We start from the raw sequence: 14871 nt of genomic DNA on the forward strand, positions 1-14871 counted from the left end.
GACACGACCCGATCCTTGCCCACGCCTCGGTGATCTTTCCACTCACTGATCACCTGGTTCGGGCTGGGCCAGCCGGCGGCCTCCCTCCTCTTCCTGGTCGGCGCACGTGTGCACGCTGCCCGCGTCGGAGCTGGCCGCAGAGCCCCGCCAGGACCGGTCGTCGGTGGCGCTGATCGGTTGACGCGCCGGCCGGGACCGGTCCTGGCGGTCCGCTACCGCACCGACCAGCGCTGGGCACCGGTGCCGTTGCAGGTCCAGAGCTGGACCTTCGTGCCATTGGCGGTGCCGGAGGACGCCACGTCCACGCACTTGCCGGCGGCGCTGAGCACGATCGCCCCGTCCGCACCGAAGGTGAAGCGCTGGGCGGCGGTGCCGTTGCAGGTCCAGATCTGCACCACGGTGCCGTTCGCGTTCGCCCCGCCGGCCACGTCCAGGCACCGGTCGCCGTAGACCCGCAACTCCCCGGCGGCGGTACGCGTCCAGCGCTGGTTGGCGCCGCCGTGACAGTCCCAGATGATGGTCGGGGCGCCAGCGCTGGTGCTGGCGCCGGAGACGTCCAGGCAGCGACCGGAGTTCGGGTTGACCAGGCCGACCGGGGTGCCGACCGGTGGCCCGCCCAGCGGGGTCAGGCTGCCGGGCACCGACCGCAGCGCGTCGTACCAGCGGGCTGCCATCTTGTCGTACCCGCCGGCGTTGGGATGGACGCCGTCGGCGAGGTCGGCGGTGCCGAGCGCCGCGTGCATGTCGACCAGGTGCACCCGGCTCCCCTTCTGCGCCACGATGCCGGGGATCGCCGCGTTGTACGCCTGCACCCGCGCCTCCCGCGTGGCGTCGGTCTCCGGCGTGATGGTGGCGACGAAGACCTCGACCTCCGGCGCCGTCGACCTGATCTTGTCGAGCAGGGCGGCGAGCCGGGCCGGCGCATTGGCCAGGTCGTAGTTCTGGTTCACGTCGTTGGTGCCGATGTGCAACAGCACCGTACGAGGAGTGGTCGCCTGCAACCACGCCACGATGTTGGCGTCGAGCTGATCGATCCGCCAGCCCGAGTGCCCCTCGTGATCGTGGTCGCCGAGGCTGGCCGGCCCGTTGAAGCCCGAGCCGACGAAGTCGACGGTGTAGCCGCCGCCGGCCAGCCGTTGCCACAGGTCGATCCGGTACCCGCCGGGCACGTTGAAGCCGTCGGTGATCGAGTCACCGAGCGGCATCACCCGTACCCCGCCGTTCGATTCGGCCTGGGCGGGCGCGACCTGGGCCAGCGCCAGCACGGCGCCGAGGACGAGCCCGAAGCCGCCGGCGGCGGCTCGTCGTGCGTTCCATCGCATGGTTGATCCCTCTCGTCGCCGGTCGTCCAGGGACTTCGGTGGCGGTGCCGTCCGCCGATAACGAGCACCGCAACTGGACGATTCCATTGATGATTAGCGATTGATGGGGTGGTCCGGACCCGGGTCGGCACGGGCGCGAGCCGAACGCCGCGCTGGCTGCGCCGAACGGTCCCGGAGACCACCCGTCCTGCGCTGAACCGCCAGCAACGAGGGTGCCCAATCCTCGAAGCGTCACCCCGTCGAGATCTGCGCAGGCGCGGTTGGTGGACCAACACGCCCAGCGCGTGGGGTGGCAGGCGTGCGGAGGCGCGGGGCGGGTAGGCAGCGGCCGGGCGGTGTGGTCGACATCGCCGGGCAGGAGGCCGCGATGAGCACGTACCGGGACGAGCAGAGTGATCCGGTTCCCCCGCCGGAGGCAGACGCCCTCGAGCAACGGCAGGACGCCGTCGACTACGGGCCGCCGGACCGGATGTCGGGCGATGTCGACCCGGAGGCATCCGAGGCCGACCTGGCCGAGCAGGGCGCCCTGCCGGCGGGCACCCTCGAGGAGGTGACGTCGCTGCCGGCCGACGCCAACCCGGCCGACGCCCTCGAACAGCGCCAGGAGATCCCCGCCCGCGACGAGGGCCGCCGGACGTGACCGCGCCGGCCGCGGCCGCGTGAGCCCCGCCCCGCAGCAACGGGCCGCGTAAGCCCGGCAACCGATGGCGTACGCCGTCAGCACCTCGCACCGGCCCGGCAACGGGTCGCCTCCGGGGGCAACAGGTGAGGTGCGGGTCGTCCACCAGGCTGCCCGTCAGGTCGCGCCCGCCGCCTTCCCGGCCCATTGACCCGCGGGTGCCGACGTGTGGCCCCGTCGGTGCCGGCACCGCCACACCCCGGTCAGCGGACCCGATCGCAGGAAATTCCCGAGTCGCCCTTGACAGCGGCCAGTCTCCCGATGACGCTGTCTATTAGTCCTACTGTCGTAGGACAACAGGAGGGAACGTCTCGAGTGATCGAGTTTGTGCTGGACAGCCGGTCGAAGGTGAACACCTACATGCAGCTCGTGCAGCAGGTGAAACAGGCGCTGCGGGTCGGCCTGCTGGTGCCGGGCGACCAACTACCGAAGGTGCGGGACGTCGCACAGTCGCTGGCGATCAACCCGAACACGGTGCTCAAGGCGTACCGGGAGCTGGAGATCGAGGGCCTGGTCGGCGGCCGACCGGGGGTGGGCACGTTCGTCGAACGCACCCTGGCCGGCGCTTCGCTGCCCAACCAGGCCGAGTTGCGCGAGGACCTGGTGGCGTGGCTGCACCGGGCGCAGGCCGCCGGCCTCACGGCCGAGGACGTCGTCGCCCTGGTGGAGACCACGCTCCGGGCCACCCTCGCCGACGACACCCCGCAGAGGGAGCCCGCGTGAACGAGCACAGCAGCAGGCGCCCGCGCCACCGCGAAGCGGCGGCGCGGGCGGAACGAGAGGACAGAGGATGGACATGATCCTGGAGGCCGACCGGCTGGGTAAGCGGTACGGCCGGACCTGGGCACTACGGGACTGCTCGCTGCACCTGCCGGCCGGCCGGATCGCCGCGCTGGTCGGGCCGAACGGTGCCGGCAAGAGCACGCTGCTGCACCTGGCCGTCGGGCTGCTCAGGCCCGACGCGGGAACGGTACGGGTGTTCGGCAGGTCGCCGTACGGCGACACGGAGTGCCTGGCCGACATCGGGTTCGTCGCACAGGACACGCCGCTCTACCGGGACTTCAGCGCCGCCGAGCTGGTCACCGCTGGCGGCAAGCTGAACAAGCGGTGGGACGCCGAGCTGGCCCGGAACCGGCTGGCCCAGCTGGGCATTCCGCCGGACCGGCCGGTCGGCAAACTCTCCGGCGGGCAGCGGGCCCAGGTGGCGCTCGCCCTGGCACTGGCCAAGCGGCCCCGGCTGCTGCTGCTCGACGAGCCGGTCGCCAGCCTCGACCCGCTGGCCCGGCGGGAGTTCCTCCAGTCGCTGATGGGCAGCGTGGCGGACTCCGGGACCACCGTCCTGCTCTCCTCGCACCTGCTGGCCGACCTGGAGCGCGTCTGCGACTACCTGATCGTGCTCAACGCCGCCCAGGTGCAGCTCGCCGGCACCGTCGACGACCTGGTGTCCGGGCACCGGCAGCTGATCGGCCCGCGGCACGACGGCGGCCCGATCGGGGGCGTCGCCGCCGTCGTCCGGGCCAGCCACACCGACCGGCAGTCCACGCTGCTCGTCCGCGCCGACGGCCCGGTCACCGATCCGGCCTGGACGGTGCGGGAGGTCGGCCTGGAGGACGTCATCCTGGCCTACCTGGCCGACGGCGACACGCAGACCAGTCACAGCGAGTGGGGGGTGCCGGCATGATCTGGCTGACCTGGCGGCAGCACCGCAAGCAGGCCCTGTTCACTCTGCTGGGCTTTGCCGCGCTCGCCGCGCTGATGGTGCCGATCGGCCTGTCGATGCGGCACACCTTCGCCGACCTCGGGCTGACCGAGTGCGTACGCCAGCTTGCCGGTACCGACGTGGCGGAGGCCACCCGGGAGACCTGCGACGAGGGCTTCCGCCGTTTCGGCAACCGGTACGGCAGCCTCAATCTGTTGGCCGTGCTGCTGCTCACCCTGCCGGCGCTGGTCGGCCTGTTCTGGGGTGCCCCGTTGGTTGCCCGCGAGGTGGAACAGGGCACGCACCGGTTCGTCTGGACCCAGGGCGTCGGCCGTACCCGCTGGGCGTTGGTGAAGTTCGGGCTGGTCGGCGCCGCCGTGATGGTCCTCGCGGTCGGCTATGGGCTGGGCATGTCGTGGTGGGTCGAGCCGCTGACCGAGGCCGCCCGGGAGGGTCGTCTCGGCCTGATCGTCTTCGACCTGCAAGGCATCGTCCCGATCGGCTACACCCTCTTCGCCGTGGCGATCGGCGTCTTCGCCGGCACCGTCTGGAAGCGCATGCTGCCCGCCATGGGCATCACCCTCGCCGGGTACATCGGCGTACGGGCGGCGGTGGAGGTGTTGGTGCGACCGCACTACCAGCCCGCCCGCACCCTCACCTTCCCGATCGAGGGGAGCACCGAGGAGGCCACGAGCCGTGGCGACTGGATCCTCACCCAGGGCATCCGCAACCCCGACGGAAAGATGATGGCGGAGAACACCCGGATCATGTGCCCGCCCGGTGCTGCTGAGGCGAAGGGTCGGGGCTGCGGCGCCGAGCTGGGCCTCGAACCGGGCGCGTACAACTGGCAGCTGTACCAACCTGCGGACCGGTTCTGGCTGTTCCAGGGCATCGAGACGGGGATCTTCGTCGCCCTCGCCCTGCTCCTGCTCTATCTGGCCGTCCGCCGGGTCCGCCGGATCGCGTAGCTCGGCGACGGGTGATCGCCGGGGCCCGCGGACCCCGGCGGTCACCCGTCAGCGCAGAAGGCGGAAACGTGGCGCATCGAAGGCCCTCCGGCTACGCCGGGTCGGTGGTCCCCACCTGGCCGACGACGCCGACGTTCAGCGGATCGGCCAGCAGCTTGTCGAAGGCCAGCTCGGCGGCACCGATCAGGACGGCGTCACGGCCGAGTGCCGCCGCCTCCAGACGCAGGTGCTCGCGGGAGACCGGGAGCGGCATGGCGTCCAACCGGCTGCGGACCGTGTCCGCCCCGGCGATGAAGATGTCGCGCAGCGAGCCGCCGAACACCACGGCGTCCGGGTTGACCACGTTGACCAGGTTGGCGACGCCGAAGCCGAGCCAGTCGGCGACCCGCTCGACGGCCTGACGCGCCGTGGTGTCGCCGAGCGCCGCCGCGCGCAGCACCTCGGCCACCGCTTCGCGCTCGTCCGGATCCCGACCGGCGTGGCGCAACAGCGCGGCCTCACCGATCTCGGTCTCCCAGCAGCCACGTGAACCGCACCCGCAGGGCAGCCCGTTCGGGTTGACCACCATGTGGCCGACCTTGCCGCTGTGGCCCCGGTGCCCGATCATCAGTCGGCCGCCGATGATGAGGCCGGCGCTGATGCCGAGGTCACCGTGCAAGTAGATGAGATCGTCGATACCGGCCGCCACGCCGCGGACGTGTTCGGCCAGACCGGCGATGTCGGCCAGATCGCCGGTCACGAAGCCGGGGCCGGCGGAGAACTCGGCCGCCAGCGCGGGGCCGAGGGTCTCGTCGACGCCGGCGATCAGAATCCTGCCGTCCCGGTCACGGGTGGTGTCGGTGACCGCGACCGCGCCGCCGACCAGCAATGCGTCGGCGGCCACGGACCGTTCCATGTCGCGGACGAGGTCGGCCAGCGGTCCGACGGCGTCGACCGCGGACATGCCACTGGGACGGGCGACCTCGCGCAGGTCGAGGATGCTTCCGCCGAGCCCGATCCGCGCGGCGCGCAGCCGGTCCGCGTCGATGCTCAGCGCGTGGGCGTAGACCCGGTCGGAGCGCGGGCTGACGACGAGTGAGGGGCGACCGGCGCGACGGGCGGTGGTCGGTGCCTCCTCGGTGACCAGGCCGCTGGCGACCAGGTCCGCCGCGAGGGCGCCGATGGTGCTGCGGTTGAGGCCGAGCCGGCTGGTCAGTTCCGCCCGGGACGTCGGCCCGTGCAGGTGCACGAAGCGGAGCACGGCGCCCAGGTTCTGCCGCCGGATCTCCTCCTGGCTCGCGCCGGGGACCGAGGGCTGCGGGGATTCGGGGTTGCGGCCGACGCCGGTTGGCCTGGACCGGACGGGTGTCGCCACGGTCAGACCTCCTTCCGGGGCGGTGCCGCGTGGAGCGGGAGTGCCAGGACGACGATGGGTCCCGGACGAAGAGATCCGGGACCCATCGGCGTTGCTGCCTACCGAGCGGTGATTACTTGGTGAGCGGCGCGAGCTTCGGGTCGTTGGCGTACGCCTCGGCCGCGTTGGCCTTGGTGACGGCGACCGGCGGGAGCAGGTACGTGTCGACGACCTTGCTGCCGTTGTTGTAGGACTTGGTGTCGTTCACCTGCGGGGTGTTGCCGGCCTGGAGGGCCTTGACCATGTTGATGGTCTCCTTCACCAGGTTCCGGGTGTCCTTGTTGATCGTCATGTACTGCTCGCCCTGCATGATCGACTTGACGGACTCAACCTCGGAGTCCTGACCGGTGACGACCGGGGTCGGCTTGCCGGCACCCTTGACCGAGGTCAGGATGGCGCGGGCCAGGGTGTCGTTCGGGGAGAGGACGCCGTCCAGCTCCTTGCTGCCGTAGGTCGAGGTCAGCAGCTGGTCCATGCGGGCCTGCGCACCCTCGGCCTTCCAGCCCTGGATGGCGGTCTGCTTGACGTCGGTCTGCTTCGAGGCGACGACCAGGTTGCCCTTGTCGATCTCCGGCTTGAGCACGCTCATCGCGCCGTTGAAGAAGACACCGGCGTTGTTGTCGTCCGGCGAGCCGGAGAACAGCTCGATGTTGTACGGGCCGTTCGGCTTCTTGGCCTTCAGTCCGTCCAGCAGGGCCTGGCCCTGGAGCTGGCCGACCTTGAAGTTGTCGAACGCGACGTAGTAGTCGAGGTCCGGCGTGTTGGTGATGAGCCGGTCGTACGCGATGACCTTCACGCCCTGGGCGTGGGCAGCGGCGACCTGGGTCGAGAGCTGCGCGGCGTCGGTCGCGCCGATGACGATGACCTTGGCGCCCTGGGTGACCATGGCGGTGATCTGGTTCTGCTGGTCGGCGACCGTGGTCGACGCGCCGGCGTACTGCACCTGGCCCTTGAAGCCGGCCTCCTTGAGGCCGTTGGTGAACAGGTCACCGGCGAGGACCCAGTTCTCCGAGGTCTTGGCCGGAAGCGCGACACCGATCACGGAGTCGGCAGCGAAGCCCTTGGCGTCACCCTTGGAGCCGGACTCGTCGTCGCGGCCGGAGCCGCAGCCGGCGAGGGCCAGCATGGCGGCGGCACCGATGGCCACCACCGACGTGCCAAAGAATTTACGCATGGAGGTTACTTGCCTTTCTGGAAGAGGTGATGCGGGGTGTGCGGTCGGTGGCCGTCAGCCGGGCACCGACGCCGTGGCGGGCTGGCGCTCCGCGTCCGGCTGTCCATCGGGGGTCGTGGGTGTGTCCCGGCGGAACGGGCGCGTGATGCTCCCGATCACCGAGAAGCGCCCCTGGCTCTTGTTGTAGACGTCGATCGCGACGGCCAGCAGCAGCACCAGGCCCTTGATGATCTGGACCTTGTCGGTGCCCACGCCCTGGAGCTGGAGGCCGTTGTTGAGCACGGCCATGACGAGACCACCGACGATCGAGCCGCTGATGGTGCCGATACCGCCGGCGACGGCCGCGCCGCCGATGAAGACCGCGGCGATCGCGTCAAGCTCCCAGCCGTTACCGTCCTGCGGGCCGGAGGCCGCCGAACGGGCCACGAAGATCATGCCGGCCAGGGCGGCCAGGACGGACATGTTCATCATGACGAAGAAGTTGACCCGCTTGAGCTTCACGCCGGACAGCTCGGCCGCCCGGGAGTTGCCGCCCACCGCGTAGATGTGCCGGCCACCTGCCGTGTTGCGGGTGTAGAAGGAGTACGCGATGACCAGGGCCAGCAGGATGAGGCCCGAGATCGGGAAACTGGTGCCGACGCGACCGCTGGCGAAGCGCAGCGCCGCGAAGGCGATCACGCCGACCATGACGGCCATCCGGAGGATCGAGATCCACAAGGGGGCCGGGTCGGCGTCCATCGCCCGGCGGGTCTTGCGCGCCTGCAACTCGCGCCACACCACCGCCACCGCCGCGGCCAGACCCAGCAGCAACGTCGCGTTGTTGTAGCCGGTGTCCGGCCCGAACTCGGGCAGGAAGCCGGAGCCGATCTCGCGGAAGCCCTCCGGCACCGGGATGGTGCTGGCGTTACCGATGAACTGGTTGCCGCCGCGGAAGAGCAGCATGCCCGCCAGGGTGACGATGAACGCGGGCACCCCGATGTAGGCGACCCAGAAGCCCTGCCAGGCGCCGATGATCGCGCCGATCACGAGGCCGAACAGGATCGCGGCGGGCCAGGGCAGGTCCCACTCGGCCATCGACTTGGCCACCAGGATGCCGGCGAACGCCGCTACCGAGCCGACCGACAGGTCGATGTGCCCGGCGACGATCACCATCAGCATGCCGATGGCCAGGATCAGGATGTACGAGTTCTGCTGGAACAGCGCGATCAGGTTGTCCGACCGCAGTGTCAGCCCGTCGGTCCAGATCTGGAAGATCAGGACGATCACCACGAGTGTGAAGATCATCCCGAACTGACGGGCGTTGGAGGTGGTGCCTCCAAACAGGTTCTTCTGAAGGTCCTTGATACGGCTCATCGGGTGGCCAACTTCTTCGTCGAGGTCATCTGCTTCATGAGGGTCTCCGGATCCGCGTCCGCCCGGGCGATCTCGCCCGTGATGGTGCCTTCGAACACGGTGTAGATGCGGTCGCAGAGCCCGATCAGCTCAGGCAGCTCCGAGGAGATGACGACGACGCCCTTCCCCTGGTCGGCGAGCCGCTGGATGATGCCGTAGATCTCGTACTTGGCACCCACGTCGATGCCGCGCGTCGGCTCGTCGAGGATCAGCAGGTCCGGGTCGGTGAACATCCACTTCGCCAGGACGACCTTCTGCTGGTTGCCGCCGGAGAGCTTGGAGACGCCCTCGTCGACCGTCGGGGCCTTGGTCCGCAACTCCTTGCGGTACGCCTCGGCCGCCTGGTATTCCTCGACCTCGCTCAGGACGCCGTGGTGCCTGATCTTGGACAGCTTGGCGGCGACCGTCGACGCCTTGATGTCGTCGAGCAGGTTGAGGCCGATCGCCTTGCGGTCCTCACTGACGTACGCAAGCCCGTGGTGGATCGCGTCCGCCACCGACTTCAGCACGATCTCCTTGCCGTCCTTGATGATCGTGCCCGACTCGAACACCCCGTAGGAGCGGCCGAACACGCTCATCGCGAGTTCCGTGCGACCCGCGCCCATGAGGCCCGCGAAGCCGACGATCTCGCCACGGCGCACCACGAAGCTCTCGTTCTTGCAGACCTGCCGGTCGGCCGAGATCGGGTGCCGGACGTTCCAGTTGCGGACCTCGAAGAAGACTTCACCGATCTTCGGGGTGTGGTCCGGGAAACGGCTGCTCAGCTCGCGGCCGACCATGCCCCGCACGATCCGGTCCTCGTCGACGCCGCCCGCCTTGACGTCCAGCGTCTCGACGGTCTTGCCATCGCGGAGGATGGTGATCTGGTCGGCGATCGCCTCGATCTCGTTCAGCTTGTGCGAAATCATGATCGAGGTGATGCCACGCGACCGGAAGCCGCGCAGCAGGTCCAGCAGGTGCCGGGAGTCGGCCTCGTTCAGCGCCGCCGTCGGCTCGTCCAGGATGAGCAGCTTCACGTCCTTGGCGAACGCCTTGGCGATCTCCACGAGCTGCTGCTTGCCGACCCCGATGTCCCTGACCAGGGTGTCCGGGTCCTCCTGCAGACCGACCCGGGCCATCAGGTCCAGCGCCATCCGGTTGGCGGCCTTCCAGTCGATCGCGCCCCGCTTGCGCGGTTCGTTACCGAGGAAGATGTTCTCGGCGATCGACATCCCCGGGATGAGCGCGAGCTCCTGGTGGATGATCACGACCCCGGCGTTCTCGCTGGCGCGGATGTCGGAGAACCGGGTCTCCGCGCCCTGGTAGATGATCTGGCCGTCGTAGGTGCCGTGCGGGTAGACCCCGCTGAGGACCTTCATCAGCGTGGACTTGCCCGCGCCGTTCTCGCCGCAGATGGCATGGATCTCGCCGGCGCGAACCACCAGGTTGACGTCGGAGAGGGCCTTGACTCCGGGAAACTCCTTGGTGATGGAACGCATCTCAAGGAGGATGGGCACGTCGCTCATCGCTCGTACCACCTCGCCAACGTCATCGGTGCCTCCGGAAGGTTTGACCTTCACTTGGTTTTGTTGTTGACGGCAACGTATTGCGGTGGCAGGGTCATCCGCAAGGCGAGGGCCTGTTGAAAATGTAACAATCCGGCAATATAGATGTGACCGAGTGTTCGCCTGTCACAGCGGTCCCGGCCGCCCCTGACGGCGTCCTCCGTTCGGCCGCCGCACCCCTGCCGCCCCCGGCCCGCGCCATGATCGACACCGGCCGTTGCCCCTGGCGCCGCCAGCAGGGCTGATCTCACCGGGACCCGTCGGAGGCTAGCTCCGCCGGGCTGCCTCCCGCCACCGGCCGCCCACGATCACAGATCTCCCCCCGAGGCGCCGCACGGCCAACCGGCACGGCCGTGTGATCCGCACCTCCGCCACCGACGCAGGCCCGTCCACGACCAGGTCGCGGTGTCGGAAAACGCCCGGCTCGCCCCGGCCAGCACCCGGACCGTGCGACGCGTCCCGTTCCCGCGCCGCCGTCCCGCGCGTGATCTTCGTGTCGGAAGCGCCTGTTACGGTCGCGCCGCCGTTGCCGCTGTCGAGCCGGAGGTTGACGTGATCAGCTCGCGCGTGTCGTCGTTCGCTGGGCTGCCGGTGCTGGCCTTCACGCCGGTCACGCAGGTGCCGGAGATCCGTCGGCGGTGGCCTGGCGACCGGCATCGAGGAGTACGACGGCAGGCAAGATCGCTTCAGCGGTCGCGGAGTGAGCGGCGGTGCCCTGCCACGCCGGGGAGACGGCCATCTCCGTCGTCGGCGACGGCACCGTCCGCCGCTGCCACTTCATTCCCACCCCGATCGGCAATCTGTACGACGGGTCGTGGCGGGCCGCGTTGACGCCACGCCCGTGCGGCACCGCGATCTGCGACTGCCACATCGGGTACGTCCACCTCAAGCCGCTGGGGTTACGGGACGTCTTCGCCGGCGGGGTGCTCGAACGCATTCCCGCCGGCTGGCCACCGACCACCGGCCGGTGACCCTGCGTCGGTCAGCCCATCGCGTGGAGCCGGTCGGCCTCGATGGTGAGGATGATCCTGACCTGGTCGCGGCCACCGAACCACGGGTACGGCCCGCCGAGGTAGCGGTGGGACAGCCGCTCGATGTGCTCCTCGGCGCCGTCGGTGCTGATGCCGACCACCCGCCCCCGGACCTCGTGGTAGCGACCCGGCTTCTCCGGGTCCGAGACCGCCACGGCCACCCGCGGGTCGCGTCGGACGTTGCGCGTCTTCTGGTGGGTCTCCACCGTGTTGATGAGGATGTGGGTGCCGTCGGTGTCCACCCAGGTCTGGGTGAGCTGCGGTGAGCCGTCCGGCATCAGCGTCGTGACGTAGCAGGTGCTCGGCTCGCGCATCAGCGCGAGCAGGTCGTCGGGCAGGTTCACGTGCCGATCCCTCCGTTGGTGGCCGATCCGTGCGATGGTTCCCGGTCAACAGTCGCACGGAATGATCACCCATGCCCGGCAGATCCGCGCGGTCAATGTCCAGGGTGACTGGCAGCGGTCGATGGAGGACGAGGACGGCCCGCTGAACCTATCTGGAGCGTGACGCCACGACCGGTTCGCTGCCGCCACCCCGGCTGCGCTGCTGAGCGGTCTCCTCCATGAAGGGGAACCGGCTGGTGAGCTCGGCGAGCGTCAGCCCGGCCCTCCAGTCCGAGGCGAGTTGGGCAACCTGCACGAGATCCATGGCGTCGCCGCGGGCCTGGACCTCGCCGGAGACCCGCAGGTCGACCATGAAGTATCGGGCCTGCGAGCCCAACCCGACGCAGACCACGCCCTGGTCGGAGTGCAGCTCAGCGCAGGTGAACCGGCTTCGCCCCTGCTCCGGGGCGCTCACCCGGCCGAGATCGAGCTGGTGCCGGGCGGCGATCTCGATGAGCGCGGGGGCCAGACCACCCCGCTCGACCAGGTCCGGATAGAGGCGCACACCCAGCGCCGTCGACACGTCGCTCATGACTGACTCCCACTTCCTCGTGACAGAGACCAGCAGCACGCAGGTTACGGGGATGTTTCCGGCGAGCCTCGTCATCCTGTCCCCCTTGGACGCCCCACGGCAATAGGAAGGGTCGGTTCGACCGCTATCGGGGTAGCTCGTGGTCGCGGTCCGCAGGCCGTGGCAGAGTCTTGACAACGTGTCGCCATATTGACAGTCTTCGTTGAAGAGAGCGCTCTCCCACATTCCCCGGGCCACGCCTCCGCCACCCCCCCGACGCTGAGGAGCCTCCCGTGTTCACAGCCTTGCCCAGCCCTCGCCTCCGACCGTTCGTCCTCGCGGCGGTCTCCCTTCTCGCCACCTCCGTGGCGCTCGCCCTCCCGGCCCAGAACGACCGGGCCGAGGCTGCCATCGGCCCGATCAGCTGGCAGGACGAGTTCAACTCCCCTGCCGGCGCTCCCGTCGACCAGAACAAGTGGCGGTTCGACATCGGCGGCAGCGGCTGGGGCAACAACGAACGGCAGTACTACACCAACAGCACCAGCAACGCCGTCCACGATGGCCAGGGCAACCTGGTCATCACGGCCCGCCGGGACAACCCCGCCAACTACCAGTGCCACTACGGGCGCTGCGAGTACACGTCGGCGCGGTTGCTGACCGCGTCCACCTTCACCCAGACGTACGGCCGGTTCGAGGCCCGCATCAAGATCCCGCGCGGTCAGGGCATCTGGCCCGCGTTCTGGATGCTGGGCACCGGCGGCGGCGGATGGCCCACCATCGGCGAGATCGACGTCATGGAGAACATCGGCAGGGAGCCCAACACCGTCTACGGCACCGTGCACGGGCCCGGCTACTCCGGCGCCGGTGGTATCACCGGCAGCCGCACCCTCGGCGGACCGCTCGCCGACGGTTTCCACACCTACCGGGTGGACTGGGAGCCGAACCTGATCACCTGGTACCTGGACGGGGTGGAGTACCACCGGGTCGACCCCGCCCGGCTCGGCGGCAACCGTTGGGTGTTCGACCACCCCTTCTTCGTGATCCTCAATGTGGCTGTCGGCGGTAACTGGCCCGGCTACCCGGACGCCTCCACGCAGTTCCCGCAGCAGATGCTCGTCGACTACGTCCGGGTGTCCAGCTACACCTCCGGCGGCGGCCCGGCACCCGGCACCAGCAGGATCAGGGGTGCGCAGAGCGGGCGCTGCATCGACATCCCCGGCGCCAACCCGGTCGAGGGCGCCAAGCTGCAGATCTGGGACTGCAACACCACCGCCGCCCAGGCCTGGACGTTCGCCGCCGACTCGACGGTCCGGGCGATGGGTAAGTGCATGGACCCGGCCTGGGCCGGCACCGCCAACGGCACCGAGGTCAACCTGGTCTCCTGCAACGGAAATCCCGCCCAGCGCTTCACGCTCAACGCCGCAGGCGACCTGGTCAACGTGAGCGCCAACCGATGCGTGGACGTCCGGGACGTCAACCCCAACAACGGGGGCAAGCTGCATCTGTGGGACTGCACGGGCGCCGCCAACCAGAAGTGGTCCCGCATCTGACGACGCCGGTAGCCACCACGAACGTGGGCCGCCCGAGAACGGCTTCGGGCGGCCCACGGCCGTGTGCTGCCGATCCACCCACCCATCGGATTCGGCCCGAAGACGCGAGGACCAGACGTACGCCCACTATGTTCGGATTAATCCAACAAGTCGGGCATTTCTGGGAGTGAACTCATGTCGCACCACCTCGACACCCCCCTCGCCGCCCAGGGCGGCCAGCTCTACATCGACGACCTCTACGTGTTCGACGGCGACCGCGCCACGGTGTTCGTCATGGACGTCAACAGCTCGGTGACGAAGGCCGACATCAAGCGCGGTTTCCACGCCGAGGCGCGCTACGAGTTCAAGATTCACATCAACGGCGGGGACCTGGAGGACCTGACCTACCGGTTCGCCTTCGGCGAGTCGAACGGCGACGGCAAACAGGCCCTCCAGGTGTACGAGCTCACCGGGGCTGATGCCCGCGACGACGCCGCGATGGGCACTCCCGTCGCCGAGGGGCGGACCGGCGAGGTGTCGACCGGCGGCAACGTCCGCACCTGGGCCGGGCGGATCACCGACCCGTTCTTCGTCGACCTCGACGAACTCGCCACCATCAACGGCGCGATCACGAACGGCGCCAGGGTGGACCGCTCAGCGTGGCGAGCCGACCAGGCCAAGAACAGCTTCGCCGGTACCACCGTCGAGTCGATCGTCCTCGAGGTCTCCCATGACGAGCCGCTGCTGCGCGACGGCACCGAGATCGGCGTGTGGTGCCGCACCCTGCTGGCCACCGATGCCGGCGGATGGCGACAGATCAACCGCGCCGGTCACCCCATGATGTGGCCGATCTTCTGGCCGCACGACACCGACTTCTCGAACCCGGCCAACACCCGGCACCCCGGCGACGATCTCCGGGAGGACGGCGAGGAGATCGCGAGTGCGGTCGCGGGGGTCGTCGCGGCGAACGGCACGGCCCCGGATCCCCGGGCGTACGGCCAGAGCGTCGCCCGGCAGCTCTACCCCGACCTGCTGTCGTACAAGATCGGCACTGCCGCGAACTACGGCTTCGCGATCCGCAACGGCCGCACCATGGCTGACAACGCGCCCGAGGTGATGTTCTCCCTGGTCCTCAACACCGCCACCACCTCGGGCCTGACCTCGGACGTCAACAAGAACGCCCGCGCGAAGACCTTCCCCTACGTCGTGCCGGCCTGATCGGGCCCACCGGTGAAAAGCGAACTGA

14 protein-coding genes are annotated in these 14871 nt (G+C 69.6%); 7 read left to right on the top strand and 7 right to left on the bottom strand.

The genetic code is table 11. The features are described 5' to 3' along the window. Nucleotides 1-212: 212 nt before the first annotated feature. Entirely contained in the window at nt 213-1322 is a 1110-nt protein-coding gene (locus tag ACLJN9_RS15790) for an RICIN domain-containing protein (protein ID WP_410812090.1), read from the bottom strand. A gap of 367 nt (nt 1323-1689) precedes the next feature. Between ACLJN9_RS15790 and ACLJN9_RS15795 the strand changes: the two genes are divergently transcribed. The 4 genes from ACLJN9_RS15795 (at nt 1690) to ACLJN9_RS15810 (ending at nt 4668) form a co-directional block, all read left to right on the top strand. After that, nucleotides 1690-1962, top strand: a complete 273-nt coding sequence (locus ACLJN9_RS15795) for a hypothetical protein (protein ID WP_410812091.1) — start codon at nt 1690-1692, stop codon at nt 1960-1962. Between the two features lie 354 nt (nt 1963-2316). After that, complete coding sequence (locus ACLJN9_RS15800) at nt 2317-2724, top strand: GntR family transcriptional regulator (protein WP_410812092.1); 408 nt, start codon at nt 2317-2319, stop codon at nt 2722-2724. A gap of 67 nt (nt 2725-2791) precedes the next feature. After that, nucleotides 2792-3682: an ABC transporter ATP-binding protein gene (locus ACLJN9_RS15805; RefSeq protein WP_410812093.1), complete on the top strand. Its 891-nt coding sequence runs from the start codon at nt 2792-2794 to the stop codon at nt 3680-3682. Beyond that, the gene (locus tag ACLJN9_RS15810) at nt 3679-4668 is read left to right on the top strand and encodes an ABC transporter permease (protein WP_410812094.1); all 990 of its coding nucleotides are present in this window, start codon (nt 3679-3681) and stop codon (nt 4666-4668) included. The genes ACLJN9_RS15805 and ACLJN9_RS15810 overlap by 4 nt, the downstream gene beginning before the upstream one ends. A gap of 91 nt (nt 4669-4759) precedes the next feature. On the opposite strand, the gene ACLJN9_RS15815 is transcribed toward ACLJN9_RS15810, so the two are convergent. The 4 genes from ACLJN9_RS15815 to mmsA all read right to left on the bottom strand — a co-directional run bounded on the left by ACLJN9_RS15815 (nt 4760) and on the right by mmsA (nt 10132). Beyond that, on the bottom strand, nt 4760-6022 hold the full coding sequence (locus ACLJN9_RS15815) for an ROK family protein (protein WP_410812095.1): 1263 nt from the start codon (nt 6020-6022) through the stop codon (nt 4760-4762). A 112-nt stretch (nt 6023-6134) separates the two neighbouring features. Beyond that, complete coding sequence (locus tag ACLJN9_RS15820; protein ID WP_410812096.1) at nt 6135-7235, bottom strand: substrate-binding domain-containing protein; 1101 nt, start codon at nt 7233-7235, stop codon at nt 6135-6137. Between the two features lie 54 nt (nt 7236-7289). Then, entirely contained in the window at nt 7290-8588 is a 1299-nt protein-coding gene (gene mmsB / locus ACLJN9_RS15825; protein WP_410812097.1) for a multiple monosaccharide ABC transporter permease, read from the bottom strand. Then, entirely contained in the window at nt 8585-10132 is a 1548-nt protein-coding gene (mmsA, locus tag ACLJN9_RS15830; protein WP_410812098.1) for a multiple monosaccharide ABC transporter ATP-binding protein, read from the bottom strand. The genes mmsB and mmsA overlap by 4 nt, the downstream gene beginning before the upstream one ends. Before the next feature lie 749 nt (nt 10133-10881). On the opposite strand from mmsA, the gene ACLJN9_RS15835 reads away from it, so the two are divergent. Next, nucleotides 10882-11142 carry a hypothetical protein gene (locus tag ACLJN9_RS15835; protein ID WP_410812099.1) on the top strand — a complete coding sequence of 87 codons (261 nt, stop codon included), beginning with the start codon at nt 10882-10884 and terminating at the stop codon, nt 11140-11142. 11 nt (nt 11143-11153) lie between these two features. Here ACLJN9_RS15835 and ACLJN9_RS15840 read toward each other — a convergent pair whose 3' ends face one another. Further along, entirely contained in the window at nt 11154-11546 is a 393-nt protein-coding gene (locus ACLJN9_RS15840; RefSeq protein WP_410812100.1) for a PPOX class F420-dependent oxidoreductase, read from the bottom strand. Between the two features lie 148 nt (nt 11547-11694). Further along, complete coding sequence (locus ACLJN9_RS15845; protein ID WP_410812101.1) at nt 11695-12117, bottom strand: hypothetical protein; 423 nt, start codon at nt 12115-12117, stop codon at nt 11695-11697. A gap of 272 nt (nt 12118-12389) precedes the next feature. On the opposite strand from ACLJN9_RS15845, the gene ACLJN9_RS15850 reads away from it, so the two are divergent. Further along, complete coding sequence (locus ACLJN9_RS15850; RefSeq protein ID WP_410812102.1) at nt 12390-13646, top strand: family 16 glycosylhydrolase; 1257 nt, start codon at nt 12390-12392, stop codon at nt 13644-13646. A gap of 174 nt (nt 13647-13820) precedes the next feature. Next, nucleotides 13821-14843, top strand: coding sequence for a DUF4331 family protein (locus tag ACLJN9_RS15855; protein ID WP_410812103.1), 1023 nt, complete (start codon nt 13821-13823; stop codon nt 14841-14843). The last annotated feature ends 28 nt before the right edge of the window (nt 14844-14871 follow it).

The sequence above is a fragment of the Micromonospora sp. 067-2 genome (assembly GCF_046549295.1).
GTDB lineage: Bacteria > Actinomycetota > Actinomycetes > Mycobacteriales > Micromonosporaceae > Micromonospora.

What these genes read in the sequence shown, in the direction of transcription:
- mmsB (WP_410812097.1), bottom strand. Translation starts at nt 8,588, where the DNA reads ATGAGCCGTATCAAGGACCTTCAGAAGAACCTGTTTGGAGGCACCACC.
- ACLJN9_RS15855 (WP_410812103.1), top strand. Translation starts at nt 13,821, where the DNA reads ATGTCGCACCACCTCGACACCCCCCTCGCCGCCCAGGGCGGCCAGCTC.
- ACLJN9_RS15820 (WP_410812096.1), bottom strand. Translation starts at nt 7,235, where the DNA reads ATGCGTAAATTCTTTGGCACGTCGGTGGTGGCCATCGGTGCCGCCGCC.
- mmsA (WP_410812098.1), bottom strand. Translation starts at nt 10,132, where the DNA reads ATGAGCGACGTGCCCATCCTCCTTGAGATGCGTTCCATCACCAAGGAG.
- ACLJN9_RS15810 (WP_410812094.1), top strand. Translation starts at nt 3,679, where the DNA reads ATGATCTGGCTGACCTGGCGGCAGCACCGCAAGCAGGCCCTGTTCACT.
- ACLJN9_RS15790 (WP_410812090.1), bottom strand. Translation starts at nt 1,322, where the DNA reads ATGCGATGGAACGCACGACGAGCCGCCGCCGGCGGCTTCGGGCTCGTC.
- ACLJN9_RS15805 (WP_410812093.1), top strand. Translation starts at nt 2,792, where the DNA reads ATGGACATGATCCTGGAGGCCGACCGGCTGGGTAAGCGGTACGGCCGG.
- ACLJN9_RS15795 (WP_410812091.1), top strand. Translation starts at nt 1,690, where the DNA reads ATGAGCACGTACCGGGACGAGCAGAGTGATCCGGTTCCCCCGCCGGAG.
- ACLJN9_RS15845 (WP_410812101.1), bottom strand. Translation starts at nt 12,117, where the DNA reads ATGAGCGACGTGTCGACGGCGCTGGGTGTGCGCCTCTATCCGGACCTG.